The organism is Glycomyces sambucus, assembly GCF_900102815.1.
GTDB lineage: Bacteria > Actinomycetota > Actinomycetes > Mycobacteriales > Micromonosporaceae > Glycomyces > Glycomyces sambucus.
In genome coordinates this window covers 138250-155463 of the sequence record NZ_FNGF01000003.1, presented here as the reverse complement: position 1 = coordinate 155463, position 17214 = coordinate 138250, and the positions used below count along the sequence as shown (strand labels likewise).

At 73.3% G+C, this 17214-nt stretch carries 13 protein-coding genes; 9 read left to right on the top strand and 4 right to left on the bottom strand.

All coding sequences use genetic code 11. From position 1 onward, the window contains the following. Positions 1–54 precede the first annotated feature (54 nt). Entirely contained in the window at positions 55–1740 is a 1686-nt protein-coding gene (locus BLS99_RS10445) for a CDP-glycerol glycerophosphotransferase family protein (RefSeq protein WP_143034747.1), read from the top strand. 24 nt (positions 1741–1764) lie between these two features. On the opposite strand, the gene BLS99_RS10440 is transcribed toward BLS99_RS10445, so the two are convergent. Further along, positions 1765–2574 (bottom strand): DUF3109 family protein, encoded by an 810-nt coding sequence (locus BLS99_RS10440; RefSeq protein WP_091048322.1) that lies wholly within the window; start codon positions 2572–2574, stop codon positions 1765–1767. Positions 2575–2671: 97 nt separating this feature from the next. On the opposite strand from BLS99_RS10440, the gene BLS99_RS10435 reads away from it, so the two are divergent. The 7 genes from BLS99_RS10435 to galE all read left to right on the top strand — a co-directional run bounded on the left by BLS99_RS10435 (position 2672) and on the right by galE (position 10765). Continuing rightward, entirely contained in the window at positions 2672–3475 is an 804-nt protein-coding gene (locus BLS99_RS10435) for a sugar phosphate isomerase/epimerase family protein (protein WP_091048319.1), read from the top strand. Positions 3476–3580: 105 nt separating this feature from the next. Further along, complete coding sequence (locus tag BLS99_RS10430; RefSeq protein ID WP_091048316.1) at positions 3581–5284, top strand: stealth family protein; 1704 nt, start codon at positions 3581–3583, stop codon at positions 5282–5284. 192 nt (positions 5285–5476) lie between these two features. Then, positions 5477–6565: a DegT/DnrJ/EryC1/StrS family aminotransferase gene (locus BLS99_RS10425; protein WP_091048312.1), complete on the top strand. Its 1089-nt coding sequence runs from the start codon at positions 5477–5479 to the stop codon at positions 6563–6565. Continuing rightward, on the top strand, positions 6566–7573 hold the full coding sequence (locus BLS99_RS10420) for a Gfo/Idh/MocA family protein (protein WP_091048309.1): 1008 nt from the start codon (positions 6566–6568) through the stop codon (positions 7571–7573). It begins immediately after the preceding gene. Then, complete coding sequence (locus BLS99_RS10415) at positions 7573–8487, top strand: hypothetical protein (RefSeq protein WP_091048305.1); 915 nt, start codon at positions 7573–7575, stop codon at positions 8485–8487. Before BLS99_RS10420 ends, BLS99_RS10415 begins: the two co-directional genes overlap by 1 nt. 8 nt (positions 8488–8495) lie before the next feature. Beyond that, the gene (locus BLS99_RS10410) at positions 8496–9785 is read left to right on the top strand and encodes a nucleotide sugar dehydrogenase (RefSeq protein WP_091048301.1); all 1290 of its coding nucleotides are present in this window, start codon (positions 8496–8498) and stop codon (positions 9783–9785) included. Continuing rightward, positions 9785–10765, top strand: coding sequence for a UDP-glucose 4-epimerase GalE (gene galE, locus BLS99_RS10405; protein WP_091048298.1), 981 nt, complete (start codon positions 9785–9787; stop codon positions 10763–10765). Before BLS99_RS10410 ends, galE begins: the two co-directional genes overlap by 1 nt. A gap of 63 nt (positions 10766–10828) precedes the next feature. On the opposite strand, the gene BLS99_RS10400 is transcribed toward galE, so the two are convergent. Then, on the bottom strand, positions 10829–12943 hold the full coding sequence (locus BLS99_RS10400) for a glycosyltransferase family protein (RefSeq protein WP_091048294.1): 2115 nt from the start codon (positions 12941–12943) through the stop codon (positions 10829–10831). After that, complete coding sequence (locus tag BLS99_RS10395; protein WP_176953300.1) at positions 12940–14202, bottom strand: glycosyltransferase; 1263 nt, start codon at positions 14200–14202, stop codon at positions 12940–12942. The genes BLS99_RS10400 and BLS99_RS10395 overlap by 4 nt, the downstream gene beginning before the upstream one ends. A 325-nt stretch (positions 14203–14527) precedes the next feature. On the opposite strand from BLS99_RS10395, the gene BLS99_RS10390 reads away from it, so the two are divergent. Then, positions 14528–16081: a glycosyltransferase family 4 protein gene (locus tag BLS99_RS10390; protein ID WP_176953299.1), complete on the top strand. Its 1554-nt coding sequence runs from the start codon at positions 14528–14530 to the stop codon at positions 16079–16081. A gap of 43 nt (positions 16082–16124) precedes the next feature. Here BLS99_RS10390 and wecB read toward each other — a convergent pair whose 3' ends face one another. Beyond that, positions 16125–17213, bottom strand: coding sequence for a non-hydrolyzing UDP-N-acetylglucosamine 2-epimerase (gene wecB, locus BLS99_RS10385; protein ID WP_091048287.1), 1089 nt, complete (start codon positions 17211–17213; stop codon positions 16125–16127). Position 17214: the final 1 nt, after the last annotated feature.

The window sequence follows — 17214 nt, the reverse complement described above, 5'->3', positions numbered from 1 at the left end:
GTTTACTTCATATCGAGTTAACTGCTCATTAACTCTCATGACATTGGAGTCGACATGTCCCGTTTGTGGAGACAGCGGTACGAGGTGCTGGCGATCGCGGCGGTCGCCGCCGCGGCGGTGCAGGACCTCCGGCTGGCCACGTACGCCCTCGCGTTCGTCGTCCTCGCGCTCGTCACCTGGACCTACCGCGCCGACCTCGTCGGAGGGCGCACCGCGTCCCTCCTCGCGGTCCTCGCCGTCCTCGTGGCCGCCGAGTCCGACGGGCGCTGGACCCTCACCGCCGCGTGCCTCGCCGCCGCCGCGTTCTTCGCCGTCGCGGGCTTCGCCCAGGCCGCCCTGGAGACCTCCTTCCTGGAGACCGCGAACCTCGACGTGCAGCGGAGCACCCGCGGCCGCGCCGCCTCCCCCGCCGTCGTGTCCGTGATCGTCGGCACCGCGACCGCGCTGCTGCCGCTCGCCGCCGCCGCCCCCGAGGCGTTCGCCCCGGCCGCCGACGCCGCCGCGCTCGCGCTCGTCGCCGCCGGCCTGGCCTGGACCGCCGCGGGCGTGATCGCGAACCTGATCCGCCGCAGCCGCGAGTCCCACCCCATCGACCGGGCCGTGGTGGCCGCGGTCGAGAAGCTCCAGCCCAAGTACGTGGTGCACTTCGGCGGCGCGAAGCTCTCGGAGTACCAGATCGAGATGTGGCTGCCGTACTTCGACCGGATCGGCGACCCGTACCTGGTGCTGGTGCGCGACGCGCACCTCATGCCGGGCACCGTGGCGTGCACCAGCGCGCCCGTGGTCCTCGCGCCGGGCCAGTCGGTCCTCGACAAGCTCCTGCCCGAGAGCGTGCGCGCCTGCTTCTACTCCAACCACGCGCAGAAGAACACCGCGCTCATCCGCCACGGCGAGCTGCTGCACATCCAGCTCATGCACGGCGACTCCGACAAGGCGATCTCGCGCTCGGCGCTGTCGCTCATGTACGACCGCGTGTTCGTCGCCGGGCAGGCCGGCGTCGACCGGTACCACCGCCACGGCGTCGACATCCCCGACCGCAAGTTCCGGCTCGTGGGCCGCCCGCAGCTGCACGGCATCCGGGTCGGGGAGCGCGAGCGCGCCGCCGACGAGGCGCCGGTGCTCCTGTACGCGCCCACCTGGACCGGGTTCACCGAGGACGTCAACTACTCGTCGCTGAACGAGGGGAAGGCGATCGTGGAGGCCGCGCTGGCGCGCGGCGTCGCGGTGCACTTCCGCACCCACCCGTACACGAGCACGAACGCCGCGTACCAGGCGTTCGCCGAGGAGATCCGCGCGATCCTCGCCGCCGACGCGGGCCGCCTGCCCCACCGCTGGGGCGCCGCGGCCGAGTCGCAGGTGTCCCTCGCCGACTGCGTCAACGCCGCGGACGCGGCCGTGTGCGACATCAGCGGCGCGGCCTCGGACTGGCTCTACAGCGGCAAGCCGTTCGCGATGACCGACCCGCGCGGGCTGCGCGGGGAGTACCTGGAGGAGTTCCCGGTCGCCGCGGGCGCGTACCTCCTGGAGCCGGGCGCGGGCAACGCCGAGGCGGTCATGGCGGAGCTGTTCGACACCGACTCCAAGGCCGCGCAGCGCGCCGCGACCCGCGAGTACTACCTGGGCGACCACGCCCCCGAGGACCTGTTCGAGGTCTTCGCCGAGGCGGTGCGCGAGACGTACGCGACCCCGGTCCGCAAGACCGTCACCGCGGTCGAGAACAAGGTCGAGACCGCGGCGTAGGACCCTGGTTCCCCGTGCCCCGGTTCAGATCCGCCGGGGCGCGGGGAGGCGCTCGGGGGTGCGGACGCTGGCCGGGTGCGGGGCGACCATGCCGCGCCGCTCGCGCTCGGCGCACAGGTCGGCGAGCCGCTCGTAGGCGGCGGCGCCGAGCAGTTCGGTGAGCTCCACGGCGTACGACAGGTACACCGGTTCCGACGCGGTGTGCGCCAGCGGCGAACTCGTGCACCACCAGTCGAAGTCGTGCCCGCCGGGGCCCCACGAGGCCCGGTCGAACTCGGTGATGAGCGTGACCTGCACGTCGGTGCCGTCGGCGCGGTGCTCGTTCTTGAAGTCGCGCTTGACCGGCAGCTGCCAGCACACCTCGGGCTTGTACTCCATGGGGTGGACGCCGTCGCGCATCGCCTGCTGGTGCAGGGCGCAGCCGGACCCGGCGGGGAAGCCCTCGCGGTTGTGGAAGACGCACGCGCCGTCGACGACCGCGGTCTTCTTCGCCGGCTCCTCCTCGCCCTCGTCGTTCTCGAGGGTGTCGTCGACGATGGTCTGCTTCCACTTGCGGTGGAGCTGCCACGTCTCGGGGGTGAGCTTCTTGACGACCTCGCGGGTGCGGCGCACGTCGGCCTCGTCGGTGTAGAACGCGCCGTGCAGGCAGCACCCGTCCGCGCTGCGGCCGAAGTCGATCCCCGGGCAGCCGCCCTGCTCGGGGTGCTTCCCGAAGATGCACCCCCACCTGGACAGGAGCCAGGTCAGGTCGGCGCGCACCATCGTGTCGGCGTCAGCCGGGTCGAAGAACTCGACCCACTCGCGGTCGAAGCCCGCGGGCACCTCGTCGGTCATCGGTCAACCGTACCCGCACCGCACGTTCAGGACCGGTTCACGCCGCGCGCACCACGAAGCCCGCAGCCGGTTTTCGGCACGGCGTACCCTGGAGCGCGTGACCCAGTCCGTCCCGGTTCTGCTGTCGACCACGTCCGTGTACCCCGAACCCACGGCCGTGGGTTTCGAGCTCGCCGCCGAGCTCGGCTACGACGGGGTCGAGCTCATGGTCTTCACCGACCGGGTCTCCCAGGACCCGTCGGCCGCCGCGAGCCTCGCGAAGCACTACGGCGTCAAGATCGGCGCCGTCCACGCCCCGTGCCTGCTGGTCACCCAGCGGGTGTGGAGCGCCGACCCCTGGACCCGGCTGCGCCGCTCCGTGCAGGCCGCCGAGTACCTCGACTCGCCGACGGTGGTGATCCACCCGCCGTTCTCGTGGCAGCGCGAGTACGCCGCGAAGTTCTCCACCGTCCTCGACGGGCTCAGGGCCCGGTACCCGGGGATCACCATCGCGGTGGAGAACATGTTCCCGCTCAAGGTCGGCAAGCGGAACCTCGTGCCCTACCGGCCCCACTGGGACCCGACCCGGCACGGGTACGACGCCTACACGCTGGACCTGTCGCACTGCGCGGCCTCCGGCGCCGACGCGATCGCCATGGCCGAGCGCATGGGCAAGGGCCTGCGGCACATCCACCTGTGCGACGGCAACGAGCCCGGGGCCGACCAGCACCTGGTGCCCGGCCGCGGCAAGCAGCCGTGCGCCGAACTGCTCGGCTCGCTCGGACGGGACGGGTGGGACGGCTCGATCACCGTCGAGGTCTCGACCCGCAAGAGCGGCAACCGGACCCGACGCGCCGACGACCTCCACGAGTCGCTGAAGTTCGCCCGCGAGGCCCTGGCCGCCGGCGCCGACCGGGGCTGACGCCCTCCCCGCCTTCGCCCGAGGTGAACGCCGGGTTGCCTCTGTATTATCGGAAGGCTCCCGCGAGGGTGCGACGAGGACGCCCGGCAGCCCCCAGGAGGACCGATGCCGAACCAGCCGCTCCGACCCAAGGCGCTCATCCGCCGCGCGCTGCCGGCGCGGGTCCGCGACCGCATCGAGGCCCGCCGCCGCGAGGCCCGCCGCGACGCGCTCGTCGCCGCCGACCCGGCCCTGCGGACCTTCGAGCGCGACGGGCGCACGCTGGTGGGCCGCCGCGTCGAGTCCTTCACCGCCGCGGGGGCCGCGGAGTCCTCGCTGCGCCTGGTCGCCGAGGCCGCCGAGGCCGCCGGCGTCGAGTACTTCCTCGTCCCCAGCTTCGCGCCCGCCCGCCACGTCGTGGGGATGCGCCGCGCCGACAAGAAGGCGTTCCTGGAGGCGGTGCGCGAGCGCCACGGCTCCGGGGACCTCTACGCGGCCAAGCCCGGTTCGGGCGACGCGATCGCCGCCGGGCCCGCGCTGTACGCCGAGGGCGCGCTGCCCGACGACGTCAAGCGCTCCCGGACCCTGCGCTTCGGCCGCTACCTGCTCGGGCCCGCCGACCAGGTCCTCGGGGGCCTGGAGTTCGGATGCGACGTCGAGTTCTGGGCCGACGGCGAGGAGTTCGCCGCCGACCCCGCGTTCGAGCGCAAGCTCCACCGCGTCAAGGTCCGCGTCCCCGCCTCGATGTTCGCGGGCGCGTGGGTCGCGCCCCGGCCCAACCGGGTCGCCGACGTCCTCCCCGCCGAGGCCCGCGTGCCCGTCGAGCGCACCGTCGGCGAGCGCAAGTACCCCGCGTTCGAGCCGTACACGCGCAAGCTCGTCGACGACGTCGACTTCCCCGTGGACGCCGTCTACATGTGGGTCGACGGCGCCGACCCCGAGTGGGAGGCGTCGCGCCGCGCCCACCTCGGCGGCGAGTCCGCCGCGCACTCGCACCTGTCGGGGACCTCCCGGTACACCGACCACGACGAGCTGCGGTACTCCCTGCGCTCGCTCCACGCGTTCGCGCCGTTCGTGCGCAACGTCTACCTCGTCACCGCCGGCCAGACCCCGGACTGGCTCGACACCGGGGCGCCCGGCCTCACCGTCGTCGACCACCGCGACATCTTCGAGGACCCCTCGGTCCTGCCGGTCTTCAACTCCCACGCCATCACCACCCAGCTCCACCGCATCCCCGGCCTCGCCGACCACTACCTCGTCCTCAACGACGACGTGTGCTTCGGCGGCCCCAGCCGCGCCGAGCAGTTCTTCCACGCCAACGGGATCGCCCGCGCCCCGTTCTCCTCCATGCAGATCGGCCTCGGCCGGGCCCTCCCCGAGGACTCCGCACCGAACTCGGCCGGACGGAACGTGCGCGCGCTGCTCGAAGCCGACTTCGGCCGCTTCACCGTGAGCAAGTTCAAGCACGTCCCGCTCCCGCAGCTGCGCCCGGTCGCCTTCGAGCTCGCCGAGCGCTACCCCGAGGCCGTCGCCGCCACCGCCGCCTCGCGCTTCCGCGACACCGCCGACATCGAGTTCTCCGGGATGCTCCACCACTACTCGGTGCTCACCGGCCGCGCCGTCCCCGGCGCCTCCAAGCTCCTGTACATCGACGTGGCCGAGGCCGGGGCCGCCGAGCGCCTCGCCGAGCTCGCCGTGCGCCGCGACATGGAGTTCTTCTGCGTCAACGACGTCGACACCCCCGCCGACAGGGTCGACGAGATCGACGCCCTCGTACGCGGCTTCCTCGACGGCTACTTCCCGTTCCCCTCGCCCTACGAGCGGCGATGACCGCCCGCACCAGGCGCTACGCCCCTTATGTTCGGATCGCGTTTCCCGCCGGTTCTGAATTCATTTACCGAAATTTGCCTCTGTAGTATCGACGGCGCACCGCCCACCAGGGACCGGAGCGCCCGCCACCGCGGGCGCGGCGCGCCCCGCGCGGCGGCCAGTCCGCATTGACTCTCACTCCCAGGGGAACCCATGCCAGACCCATACGGGGCGTTCATCCCCCCCGCCAAGCCGCACATCGGCGAGGAAGAGATCGAGGCCGCCGTCGCCGTACTGCGCAGCGGGATGGTCGTGCAGGGCCCGGAGGTCGCGGCGTTCGAGGACGAGTTCTCCGCCGTCTCGGGCACCGACCACTGCGTCGCCGTGAACTCCGGCACCTCCGCGCTCCACCTGTCGCTGCTGGCCATGGGGATCGGCCCCGGCGACGAGGTCATCGTCCCGTCCTTCTCCTTCGCCGCCTCCGCGAACGCGGTCCGCCTCGTCGGCGCCGACCCCGTGTTCGCCGACATCGAGGCCGGCTCCTTCTGCATCGACCCGGCCCACGTCGAGGCCCTGATCGGGCCCAAGACCGCCGCGATCATGCCGGTCCACCTCTACGGGCACCCCGCGGACATGACCCGCCTCACCGCCATCGCCGAGCGCCACGGCCTCGCGATCCTGGAGGACGCCTGCCAGGCGCACGGCGCCGCCGTCGACGGCAGGCCCGTCGGCTCCTTCGGCAAGGCCGGGACGTTCAGCTTCTACCCGACCAAGAACATGCACTCCCTCGAGGGCGGCATCGTCTCCACCGACGACGCCCAGTTCGCGCGCACCCTCCGCCTCCTGCGCAACCAGGGCATGGAGCAGCGCTACGCCAACGAGATCGTCGGCATGAACATGCGCATGACCGACGTCAGCGCCGCGATCGGCCGCGTCCAGCTCCGCAGCCTCGGCACCTGGACCGACCAGCGCCGCGCCAACGCCGCCCGCCTCGACGCCGGCATCAAGACCGTCGCGGTCCCGCCGGTCGCCCCGGGCGCGCACCACATCTACCACCAGTACACCGTCCGCGTCGAAGGCGACCGCGACGGCGCCCTGGAGCAGCTCAAGGCCGCCGGCGTGGGCTCGGCCGTCTACTACCCGACGCCGATCCACCGGCTCCGGCCGTTCGCGCACATCGAGGCCGACCTCCCCGTCACCGACCGGGCCGCCGCCGAGGTCCTCTCGATCCCCGTCCACCCCTCGCTGAGCGAGAGCGACCTCGACCGCGTGATCGACGCGGTGAACGCGCTGGAGGTTTAAGTGACCGACAAGCAGCTGCGCGCCGGCCTCATCGGCCTCGGGGCCATGGGCCGCAACCACGCCCGCGTCCTCGGCGCCCTCGACGGCGTCGAGCTGGTCGCCGTCGCCGACCCGATCGCCGACAAGTCCTCGGCCCCGCTCGGCGCGGCCCTCGTCGACGGCGTCGACGACCTCGTCGCGCTCGGTATCGACTACGCCGTGGTCGCCTGCCCGACCGCGTTCCACGAGCCCGTGGGCATGGCGCTGGCCGAGGCCGGCGTCCACGCGCTCATCGAGAAGCCCCTGGCGCACACCGCCGAGGCCGCCTCCCGCCTCGCCGAGGCGTTCCGCTCCCGCGGCCTGGTCGCGGGCGTGGGCCACATCGAGCGCTTCAACCCGGCCGTGGTCTCCATGCGCGACCGCCTCGAAGCGGGCGAGCTCGGCGAGATCCTCCAGGTCTCGACCCGCCGCCAGGGCCCCTTCCCGGGCCGCATCGCCGACGTCGGCGTCGTCAAGGACCTCGCCACCCACGACATCGACCTGACCAGCTTCGTCACCGGCCAGTCGTACCTGTCGGTGAGCGCGCGCACCGTCTCGCGCTCGGGCCGCGAGCACGAGGACATGGTCGCCGCCGTCGGGCACCTGGAGAAGGGCGCCATCGCGAACCACTCGGTGAACTGGCTGAGCCCCTTCAAGGAGCGCACCACCGTCGTCACCGGCGACAAGGGCTGCTTCGTCGCCGACACGCTCACCGCCGACCTCACGTTCTACGCCAACGGGGTCGTCGACACCGAGTGGGAGGCGATCAGCAACTTCCGCGGCGTCTCCGAGGGCGACATGATCCGGTACGCGATCCGCAAGCGCGAGCCCCTGCTGGTCGAGCACGAGCAGTTCCGCGACGCGGTGCTCGGGCGCCCCAGCGACATCGTCGACCTGGACCGGGGCGCCGCGACCGTGGCCGTCTCCGAGATGATGCTGCACTCCGCGGCCACCGGGAAGACCGTGGACGTGGGCGGCGAGGGCCGCTGATGGCGACCGCCGTCCCGCCGGGCACCGCCCCGGCCGAGCGCCTGGCCGCGGCCCGGCGCCTGGCCGAGGAGGCCGGCGGCGACGGCGTCCACCGCGCGCTCGCGGAGGCCGCCGCCGCGCTCGGCCCGCAGGTCCTGGCGCTCGCCGCCGCGGACCGGGCCGCGTGCTGGAAGGCGGCGGCCGAGCTCGCCGACGCGCACCTCACCGAGGAGCTGCGGCGGCGCCTGCCGACGCAGGAGCGGGTCAGGCTCTCCCTGGCCCAGGGGCGCCACACCGCGCTCCTGGAGGCCGCGGCCGCCGAGACCGCGCCCCGCTTCCTGGTCGAGGACGGGCGGCTCTTCGCGCGGTACCCGGGCTTCCGGGACCCCTCGGGTCTGCCCGACGACTGGTTCGCCGCGGACGCCGAACGCGTCACCGTCCGCCTCGACCGCGGCGTCGCGCCCCGCTACCTGGTGTGGACCGGCGTGCGCCGCAGCGACTTCGCCCTCGAGTACTCCTTCCACCTCCCCGTCGAGGGGATCGGCGCGGACGCCGTCCGCGCCGGCGCCGTCCCGCTCGCCGGGGCCCCGGCCGAGCGCACCGCGCACCCGGCCGGCGACGGCGCGGGCCCGGAGGTCCAAGCGGCCGTGGAGGTCCGCCCCGACGGGGCGCTCACCGCGGTCACACTCCGGCTCCCCACGGCGGCGCTGACCGCCCGGGGGACCGGCCACTGGGAGCTGCGCGCCTACGCGACGCTCCGGGACTTCACGTACGACCTCCCGCTCAAGGCCCCCCGCGGGTACTTCCAGAAGCGGGGGTTCCCCCGCGGGCTCACCGCCGAGTCCGGCCCCCGCCGGGCCCTGTCGATCACCGTCGACGGGATCGCCCTGCTGCGGGGCGCCTCCCGAATCAAACTGTTGGACTTCAGAAAGTGAACCGAGCAATGCGGATCTGTGTGGTCGCCCTGGGCAAGATCGGACTGCCGTTGGCCGTCCAGTTCGCCTCCAAGGGACACCGAGTCATCGGCGCCGACGTCAACCCGCGGGTGGTCGAGGCCGTCAACGGCGGCGTCGAGCCGTTCCCGGGCGAGCACCGCCTCGACGAGCTGCTCAAGGCCGTCGTCGCCGACGGGTCGCTCACCGCGACCACCGACACGGCCGCGGCCGTCGCCGAGTCCGAGGCCGTCGTCATCGTCGTGCCCCTGTTCGTGGACGCCCAGGGCGTCCCGGACTTCGGCTGGATGGACGCCGCCACGAAGGCGGTCGCCGAGGGCCTCAAGCCCGGCACCCTCGTCTCCTACGAGACCACCCTCCCGGTCGGCACCACCCGCGAGCGCTGGGCCCCGATGCTCGAAGCGGGCTCGGGCCTCACCGCGGGCGAGGGCTTCCACCTCGTGTTCAGCCCCGAGCGGGTCCTCACCGGCCGCGTCTTCGCCGACCTGCGCCGCTACCCGAAGCTCGTCGGCGGGATCGACGACGCCTCGGCCGCCGCGGGCACCGCCTTCTACGAGGCCGTCCTCGACTTCGACGAGCGCGACGACCTGCCGCGGGCCAACGGCGTGTGGGACCTCGGCTCCTCCGAAGCCTCCGAGATGGCGAAGCTCGCCGAGACCACGTACCGCGACGTCAACATCGGCCTCGCGAACCAGTTCGCGCGGTTCGCCGACAAGCAGGGCCTCGATGTCATGAAGGTCATCGAGGCGTGCAACTCGCAGCCGTACAGCCACATCCACCGCCCCGGCATCGCCGTCGGCGGCCACTGCATCCCGATCTACCCGCAGATGTACCTGTGGAACGACCCGGAGGCCACGGTCGTGCGCGCCGCCCGCGAGGCGAACGCGGCCATGCCGCCCTACGCGGTCGAGGTCCTGGAGGCCGCGTACGGCGACCTGTCGGGCGCGAACGTCCTCGTCCTCGGCGCGGCCTACCGCGGCGGCGTCAAGGAGACCGCGTTCTCCGGTGTGTTCCCGCTGGTGGAGTCCCTGAAGGCCAAGGGCGCCAACGCGTTCGTGTCCGACCCGATGTACACCGAGTCGGAGCTGGAGGAGGAGGGCCTGACCCCGCACCGCGGCGAGGCCGTGACCGCGGCCGTCGTCCAGGCCGACCACGGCGAGTACCGCTCGCTCTCGTCCGCCGACCTCCCCGAGGTGCGCGTGCTCCTCGACGGCCGCCGCGTCACCGACCCGGCCGCGTGGGACGGGCGGCGCCACATCGTCCTCGGCGGGGCCGCGTAATGAGCTGGCTGGTCACCGGGGGCGCCGGGTTCATCGGCGCCCACGTGGTCCGCGAGCTGGCCGCCGCCGGCGAGCGGGTCGTCGTCCTCGACGACCTCAGCTCCGGCGACTCGGGCCGCCTGCCCGAGGGCGTCGCGGTCGAGCGCGGCAGCGTCCTCGACGGCGCGCTCCTGGAGCGGATCCTGCGCGTCCACGCCCTCGACGGCGTCGTCCACATCGCCGCCAAGAAGCAGGTCGGCGAGTCGGTCGAGCGCCCGCTGGAGTACTACCGCGAGAACGTCGAGGGGCTGCGCACGGTCCTGGAGGCGTCGGCCGCCGCCGGGGTGCGCCGGTTCCTGTTCTCGTCCTCCGCCGCGGTGTACGGCATGCCGGACGTCGACCTCGTCACCGAGGACACGCCCTGCGCGCCCATGAGCCCGTACGGGGAGACGAAGCTCGCCGGGGAGTGGCTGGTGCGGGCCGCGGGCCGCGCCCACGGCATGGCCACCGCGTGCCTGCGCTACTTCAACGTCGCCGGCGCCGCGACCCCCGAACTCGCCGACACCGGCGTGTTCAACCTGGTCCCGATGGTCTTCGACCGGCTCACCCGGGGCGAGGCCCCGGTGGTGTTCGGCGACGACTACCCGACCGCCGACGGCACCTGCGAACGCGACTACGTCCACGTCCTCGACGTCGCCTCCGCCCACGTGGCGGCGGCGCGCCGGATCACCGCGGACCCCGACGCCGCCCTGGTGCTCAACATCGGCCGCGGCGAGGGCGCCTCGGTGGCGGCCATGGTTGCGATCATCCTGGAGACCGCCGGCCGCGAGGGCGTCGCCCCCCGGATCGCCCCGCGCCGCGCGGGCGACCCCGCGCGCGTCATCGCCTCAGCCGACCTCGCCCGCAAGGAGCTCGACTGGACGGCCCGCCACGGGCTGCGCGAGATGGTCGAGTCCGCCTGGGAGGGATGGTGCCTGCACCACCCCGAGGCCCGGCGCTGATCCGCTCCTGAACGAGCGGAGCGCCTCCCCGGCTCGGCCGGGGAGGCGCTTTCGCGTTGCGTGCTAGGCCCGGTCGCCCAGGAACAGGCGGTCGAAGTCCGTGTGGACCACGGCCCAGTCCCAAGTGGACAGGGCGTGCTCGGAGGCGAGCTTCGCGTCCTGCTGCCAGGACTCCTCGGTCGCGTTCACCTGGAGGACGCGCCGCGCCGCCGCCGCTGGCGAGTCGACGACCCAGCCCTCGGGGTACAGCGTGCGGGCGCTGTGCGGCTTGCCCGCGTAGAACGGCCAGTCGCGCACGACCGGGACGGCGCCGCTCGCGGCGCCCTCCATGAGGCCGTTGTGGCTGCCCTCGCGCACCGACGAGCTGAGGATGAACCCGATGCCGGTGAGCTCGCCCTCGACGTCGTCGGTCGGCCCGGTCCGCACCACCTCGCCGGAGGCGACCAGCGGCGCGAGCTCCTTCTCCATCCGGTCCCGGTACTTCTTGGTGGCGCGGCTGGCGCGGCGGTCCATGTCGCCGCCGACGAGCACGAGCCGGTACCGGTCGTCCTGCGCGCGCAGCTCCCGCAGCACCTCCACGGCCCACAGCGGGTCCTTCGCCACCTGGCTGACGCCGACGAGGCCGATGTTGAAGCGCGCGTCCGGGGTCTTCTCGCGGGCGAACCCGCTCAGCTTCATCGCGTTGTGCAGCACGTGCATCCGCGGCGCGTGCGCGCCGCGCAGCTGCGGCGTCTGCGCCACCGTGAGGTCCTGGACGTGCTCGGCGACGAACACGAGGTCGTCGACGCGCGAGAAGTCCACCATCTGCGGCCAGCGGGTCAGCGCCTCGTAGCTGTGCAGCCGCACCACGATCCGGGTGTCGCCCGGGTCGATCGTCGACAGCATCGCGACCGGGCCCGCGCACCAGTCGACGAAGACCGTGTCGGCCCAGTCCAGGTGCGGGCGCATCAGGGCCTCGACGGCCTCGGCGTACTCGTCGTCGCCGCCCAGCTTCGTCTGGACGATCCGCCAGTCCGAGCCGGTGATCCGCTTGAGCGAGTTCTGCGCCGCCAGGTCGAGGTAGCGCACCTCCACGCCCGGGTGCGCCCGGTAGCGGTCGAGGATGTGGTGCAGGAAGTTGTCGTTCGCGCTGGTGGTGACCAGGAGCCGCAGCGGCCGGTCGACCGGCGCGGGCGCGGCGGGGCGCTGCCGCCCCTGCGGGGCCTGGACCGCCTGGAGCGCCGTCGAGCGGTGGAACCGCTTGACGAACTTCCGCGGGTCGGCCGCCAGCGGCGAGGAGAGCTGGTCGATGTGCGTGACCCGGTGGAACCCGACCACGAGGGCCCGGTTCAGGTTCACGGCCGCCTCCTCGAGCCGACCGGCCGCGTACTGCTGATCGGCGAGGTCCAGGAGCGCCCGCACGGCCTGGTTCGTGTGCTGGGGGGTGACGCCCCGCTTGAACTCCTGGCGCATGACGTCGTCGAGGAGCTTGGCCTTGACGGGGAGGTCGCTCATCTTCGAGGCCGCCAGGCCGAGCGCGTACGCCCCGCCCGAGGGCTTGCCCGCCCAGTACATGGACTCGGCGACGCGGCGCGCGATCCGGGCCCGGAACTTGTCGGACAGGCCCGGGGCCCGCAGCGGGATCCGCCACAGCTTCCCGCCGATGTTGCGGCGCATGAGCGGCCGGGGCGTGAGGACCCGCTCGGTGGACTCGGGCAGGCGCTTGAGGGCCCGGCCGAAGTCGCGCAGCGCCAGCGAGGCCGGGGGCATGAACGCGCCGTGGCGCTTCGGCCCGCCCTGGCGGACGAGGTCGCGGACGGCGTTGAGCGCGGGCGCGAAGCCGTACACGGCCTTCGCGGTCCGGTTGCGCTGCGCCAGCTGCCACACCGTGTACACGGCGCCGTCGTCGAGGGCCACGAGCACGTCCGCCTTGCGGGCGTGCGAGCGCAGCCACGAGTCGGAGCGGCAGCGCAGCCACACCTGCTCGCCGCGCGGCAGGCCGACCGCGGCGCGGCCGTCCTTGCGGGGGAGCTGGTGCGTGTCGGCGAACCCGGCGCCCTCGGTGACCTCCTGCATCCAGGAGTCCGAGACGGAGCCGCCGTACACCGCGCGGGCGCCCTCGTCGCCGAGCCTGCGCACGGTGTCGGCGACGGCGCTCATCGGGAAGGTCTTGCTGCTGACGAAGAGTACGTCGATCACTGGGTGCGGCCTTTCCCAACCTGCAACTCGTCGACCAGGCGCTGAACGGCCTCGGACATGATGATCTCGCGCGTGAACCGGTCGGCGTGCTTCATCGCCGCCGCGTGCTGCTCGTCGGTGGACTCCACCGCGAGGCGCGCGGCCTCGGCGAACGAGTCGGCCATCGCCTCGCGGTCGATGCCCTTCGAGCCCGTCCACAGCGGGTGCCCTTCGAGGACGTTCGCGGCGTCGTGGTCGATGTCGTGCGCCGAGACGATCGGCAGGCCCGTCGCCATGTACTCGTAGACCTTCCCGGAGGTCACGTACCGGCCCCCGATGAGGATGAGCGCCATGGCGTCCCACCGCGCGTACGTGGCGGCGACGTCGGCCTTCGCGACCGGGCCGCCGTAGCTGACCCCGTCCTCGGCGGCGTTGTGGATGAGCTCGACGTGGGGGCTGGAGCCGCGGCGGGCCCCGTTGCCGATGTGGCCCCGGAACTCCAGGCGCGCGTTCGCCAGCAGCGGCTCGCGCCGCCGCGCGGCGCTCCACGCGTCGAGGACCAGCTTGAGGTGGTCGGTGGAGAAGTTCACGGTGCCCAGGTAGCCGAAGACCAGGCCCGACTCGGGGTCGGGCCGGTGCGACCGGCCGGGGGCGCTGTCGGCGTCGTAGCCGTTGCGCACCACGTGGACGCGGTCGGCGAAGTCGGGGTAGCGGGCCCGGTAGTGCTCGGCGATCGGGTCGTTGACGACCCACAGCGACTGGGCCGAGCCGAGGATCTTCGCCTCCCAGCGGCCCTCCTCGGAGTCGAAGCCGAACGCCTCGCGGCCGTCGATGACGTCGATGGACCAGCCGTCGCGGAAGTCCACGGCGTACGGGACCCGGGCCTCCTCCCACAGGCGCCACACCGCGGCGAGGTTCACGTAGGGGACGCAGCTGGCGAGCAGCAGGTCGGCCGGGCGCTCCTGGTGGAGGCGCAGGACCGCCTCCTCCAGGGCCTCGCGCCAGTCGCCGAAGCTCCCCTCGGGGAAGACCTCGCGCTGGCGGGCGTGGAGGGCCTTGACCCAGTTGAAGGGGGCGAGGGCCCGCTGCTCGTCGTAGCGGCGGATGTCCGTCTCCAGGTCGTCGCGGCGCAGCGGCAGCTTCACGACCTCGACGCGCGGGTCGACCTGCTCGGAGAGGGTGTGGTCGACGCCCGAGTCGAGCTCCCAGGACTCGTCCTCGACGGTGACGACCGTGACGTCCCACCCCTGGGCGGCGAACTGGTTCGCGGTCTCGCGCATCCGGTAGGCGCAGCTCTTCGCGGCCGGGGGGAACCCGACCGCGAGGTAGATCAGATGGGGGCGCTGCCCGTCGCGCCCGGGTCCGGGGTCTTGTGAGGTCCGGTCCGGTGAGGTCCGGCCTGCTGAGGTCCGAGCGGCCCCGGGTGTAGAGAACGCTGACATAGTAGTGGACGTTAGCATGGAGCGCCAGTGCCCTGAGCTGTGCGGATCACGATTGTGCCGGTCCTCCCGGTCCGGGCGCGGCGCCGCTCTCCGCCCCGCCTCCCCGGCCGGCGGTAGAGTGCCGCGACACCCACTCCACGTGCGACCGACGGAAGCGACGCCGATGACAGCGACAACGACAGACGCGGCCCCCGAGCCCGGTGCGGCCCGGGTGGTCATGGTGGTGCCCAACCGGATCGAGGGCGACTCGCGGGTGCAGAAGGCCGCCGCGTCGGTGGCCGCCTCCGGCTGGGACGTGCACCTCGTCGGCGTCTCGGTCACCGGTGAGGAGCAGCACTACGGGCAGGACGGCTACAGCGTCCACAAGATCCCGCTGCCGAAGCTCGCGCCGCCGCGCACGCTGCGCCGCGCCGCCGCGTTCTGGGCCCACCCGCTCGCGTACGCCACCCCCGACAAGGCCCGGCAGCGGCGCCTGCGGATCAGGATCGAGAAGACCGAGCTGGAGGCCCGGCGCCAGGAGCGGCCCGGGATCGGCGGCCGCGACGGCCTGCTGCGCCCGCCGTTGGTCCTCAGCCGCGCCGGCCGCAAGGTCCAGCGCGCGTGGATCGGCCGCCGCCTGGCCGCCTCGAAGGCCCGCGACCGCTTCCTCAAGCGCGAAGGGCGCCTGGAGCGCTGGGACATCCGCTGGTGGACGGTCCTCCTCGGCGACCGCGCCTGGCGGCGCCTCGACGTCGGCTTCCACCGGTTCGAGACCGCGTTCCGCCCCGAGATCCTGCGGCTGGAGCCCGACCTGATCCACGTGCACGACGCGTTCCCGCTCGGCATCGCCGCCCGCGCCGCCGACCGCATGCGCGCCAAGGGCAAGCAGGTGCGGATCCTGTACGACGCCCACGAGTACGTGCCGGGCCACTCCGACGGCGTCCCGCTCCACCGGCAGGTCGCGCTGACGCGCTGGGAGCGCCGGTACATACCGTACGCCGACGCGGTGGTCACCGTCTCCGGCCCGCTCGCGGCCCTGCTCAAGGCCGACCACGGCCTCGCCCGCGAGCCCGCGGTGGTCCTGAACGCGCCCCTCGGCGCCGGCCCGGCCCGGCCGGACCCCGGCGACATCCGCAGCGACTGCAAGCTCGACGAGGACACGCCGCTCGCGGTCTACTCCGGCTGGGCCGCGCCCGAGCGGCAGATCGAGGTCATGATCGAGGCGGCCCGCCTCGTCCCCGACCTGCACCTGGCGTTCCTCATCTCCAAGGTGCGCATGGAGAGCGCGTACGGGAAGTCGCTCGTGGCCCTCGGCGAGGAGCTGGGGGTCGCCGACCGGCTCCACTTCCGCGACTACGTCCACTACGCGGACCTGCCGCGGTTCCTGTCCACCGCCGACATGGGCATCCACCCGATGCGGACCGGGTCGGTCAACCACGAGATCGCGCTGCCGAACAAGTTCTTCGAGTACAGCCACGCCCGGCTGCCGCTGGTGGTCTCGAACGTGAAGACCATGGCCGCCGAGGTCCGGCGCCTGGGCAACGGCGAGGTGTTCGCCTCCGGCGACCCCGCGAGCATGGCGGAGGCGATCCGCAAGATCCTCGCAGGTAAGGACACCTACCGGCGCGCGTACGACGACCCGGCCCTGCTGGAGGAGTACTCCTGGGAGCACCAGGCGCGCACGTACACCGCGCTGTACGAGGAGCTCATCGGCCCCGCGCCGCGGCGCGCGGCGTAGCGGACGGGCCCCGGCGGATCGCCGGGGCCCGTTCACTTCCCGCTTACTTCGGCAGGTGCGCTTCGAGGGTCCGCACGACCGCGAGGCCGGCGGTGCCGTCCCCGTACGGGGCGTCGAGCAGCACCGAGGGCGCCGGGCGCGTCGCGGTCCGGATCCACTCCTCGGCCGGCAGCCGGTCGGGGCGCGGCACGAGGACGTTCCAGCCTTCTCGCAGGGTCTCGACCCACTCGGTCTCGGTGCGCAGCGTCGTGCACGGGCGCCCGAGCAGGTACGCCTCCTTCTGGAGGCCCCCGGAGTCGGTGACCACGCCCGAGGACGCGAGGACGGCGGCCACGAGCTGGCGGTACGGCAGCGGCTTGGCGGCGACGACCGAGCCCTGCGTCAGCTTGAGCCCGTACTGGTCGGCCTTGGCCTGGAGCCGCGGGTGCGCGAGGAGCGCCACCGGGACCGGCAGGCCCGCGAGCGACTCGACGAGCGCGGCGAGCAGTTCGGGGTCGTCGGTGTTCTCGGCGCGGTGGAGCGTCGACACCAGGAACGGCGCGTCGGGGTCGATCCCGGCGGGCAGCTCGGGGCGCTCCCCGGCGGCGAGCACGGCGTCGCGGGTGTGGAAGCACACGTCGACCATGACGTCGCCGACGTTGACGGCGCGCGCGCCCAGGCCCTCGTTCGCCAGGTGCCGCACGGCCTCGTCGGTCGGGGCGAGCAGGAGGTCGGCGCAGTGGTCGGTGAGGACCCGGTTGTGCTCCTCGGGCATGCGCCGGTTGAACGAGCGCAGGCCCGCCTCGAGGTGCGCGACCGGGAGGTGCTGCTTGACCGCCGAGAGCGCCCCGGCGATCGTGGAGTTCGTGTCGCCGTAGACGAGCACCCAGTCGGGCCGCTCGGCGTCGAGGATCGGGTCGATCGCGGCGAGCATCGCGCCGGTCTGGGCGCCGTGGCTGCCCGAGCCGATGCCGAGGTGGAAGTCGGGTTCGGGGATGCCGAACTCGGTGAAGAACACGTCCGAGAGCTCGGGGTCGTAGTGCTGCCCGGTGTGGACCACCACGTGCCGGTGCTCCGTGCCCGCGAACGCCTTCGCGATCGCGCCGAGCTTCACCAGTTGCGGGCGCGCGCCCACGATGCTGACGACCTTCACG

Bases quoted from the DNA above. Each gene is read 5' to 3' on its own strand.
- BLS99_RS10445 (WP_143034747.1), top strand. From the start codon at position 55: ATGTCCCGTTTGTGGAGACAGCGGTACGAGGTGCTGGCGATCGCGGCG.
- BLS99_RS10440 (WP_091048322.1), bottom strand. From the start codon at position 2,574: ATGACCGACGAGGTGCCCGCGGGCTTCGACCGCGAGTGGGTCGAGTTC.
- BLS99_RS10430 (WP_091048316.1), top strand. From the start codon at position 3,581: ATGCCGAACCAGCCGCTCCGACCCAAGGCGCTCATCCGCCGCGCGCTG.
- BLS99_RS10425 (WP_091048312.1), top strand. From the start codon at position 5,477: ATGCCAGACCCATACGGGGCGTTCATCCCCCCCGCCAAGCCGCACATC.
- BLS99_RS10415 (WP_091048305.1), top strand. From the start codon at position 7,573: ATGGCGACCGCCGTCCCGCCGGGCACCGCCCCGGCCGAGCGCCTGGCC.
- BLS99_RS10410 (WP_091048301.1), top strand. From the start codon at position 8,496: ATGCGGATCTGTGTGGTCGCCCTGGGCAAGATCGGACTGCCGTTGGCC.
- galE (WP_091048298.1), top strand. From the start codon at position 9,785: ATGAGCTGGCTGGTCACCGGGGGCGCCGGGTTCATCGGCGCCCACGTG.
- BLS99_RS10395 (WP_176953300.1), bottom strand. From the start codon at position 14,202: ATGCGCGAGACCGCGAACCAGTTCGCCGCCCAGGGGTGGGACGTCACG.
- BLS99_RS10390 (WP_176953299.1), top strand. From the start codon at position 14,528: ATGACAGCGACAACGACAGACGCGGCCCCCGAGCCCGGTGCGGCCCGG.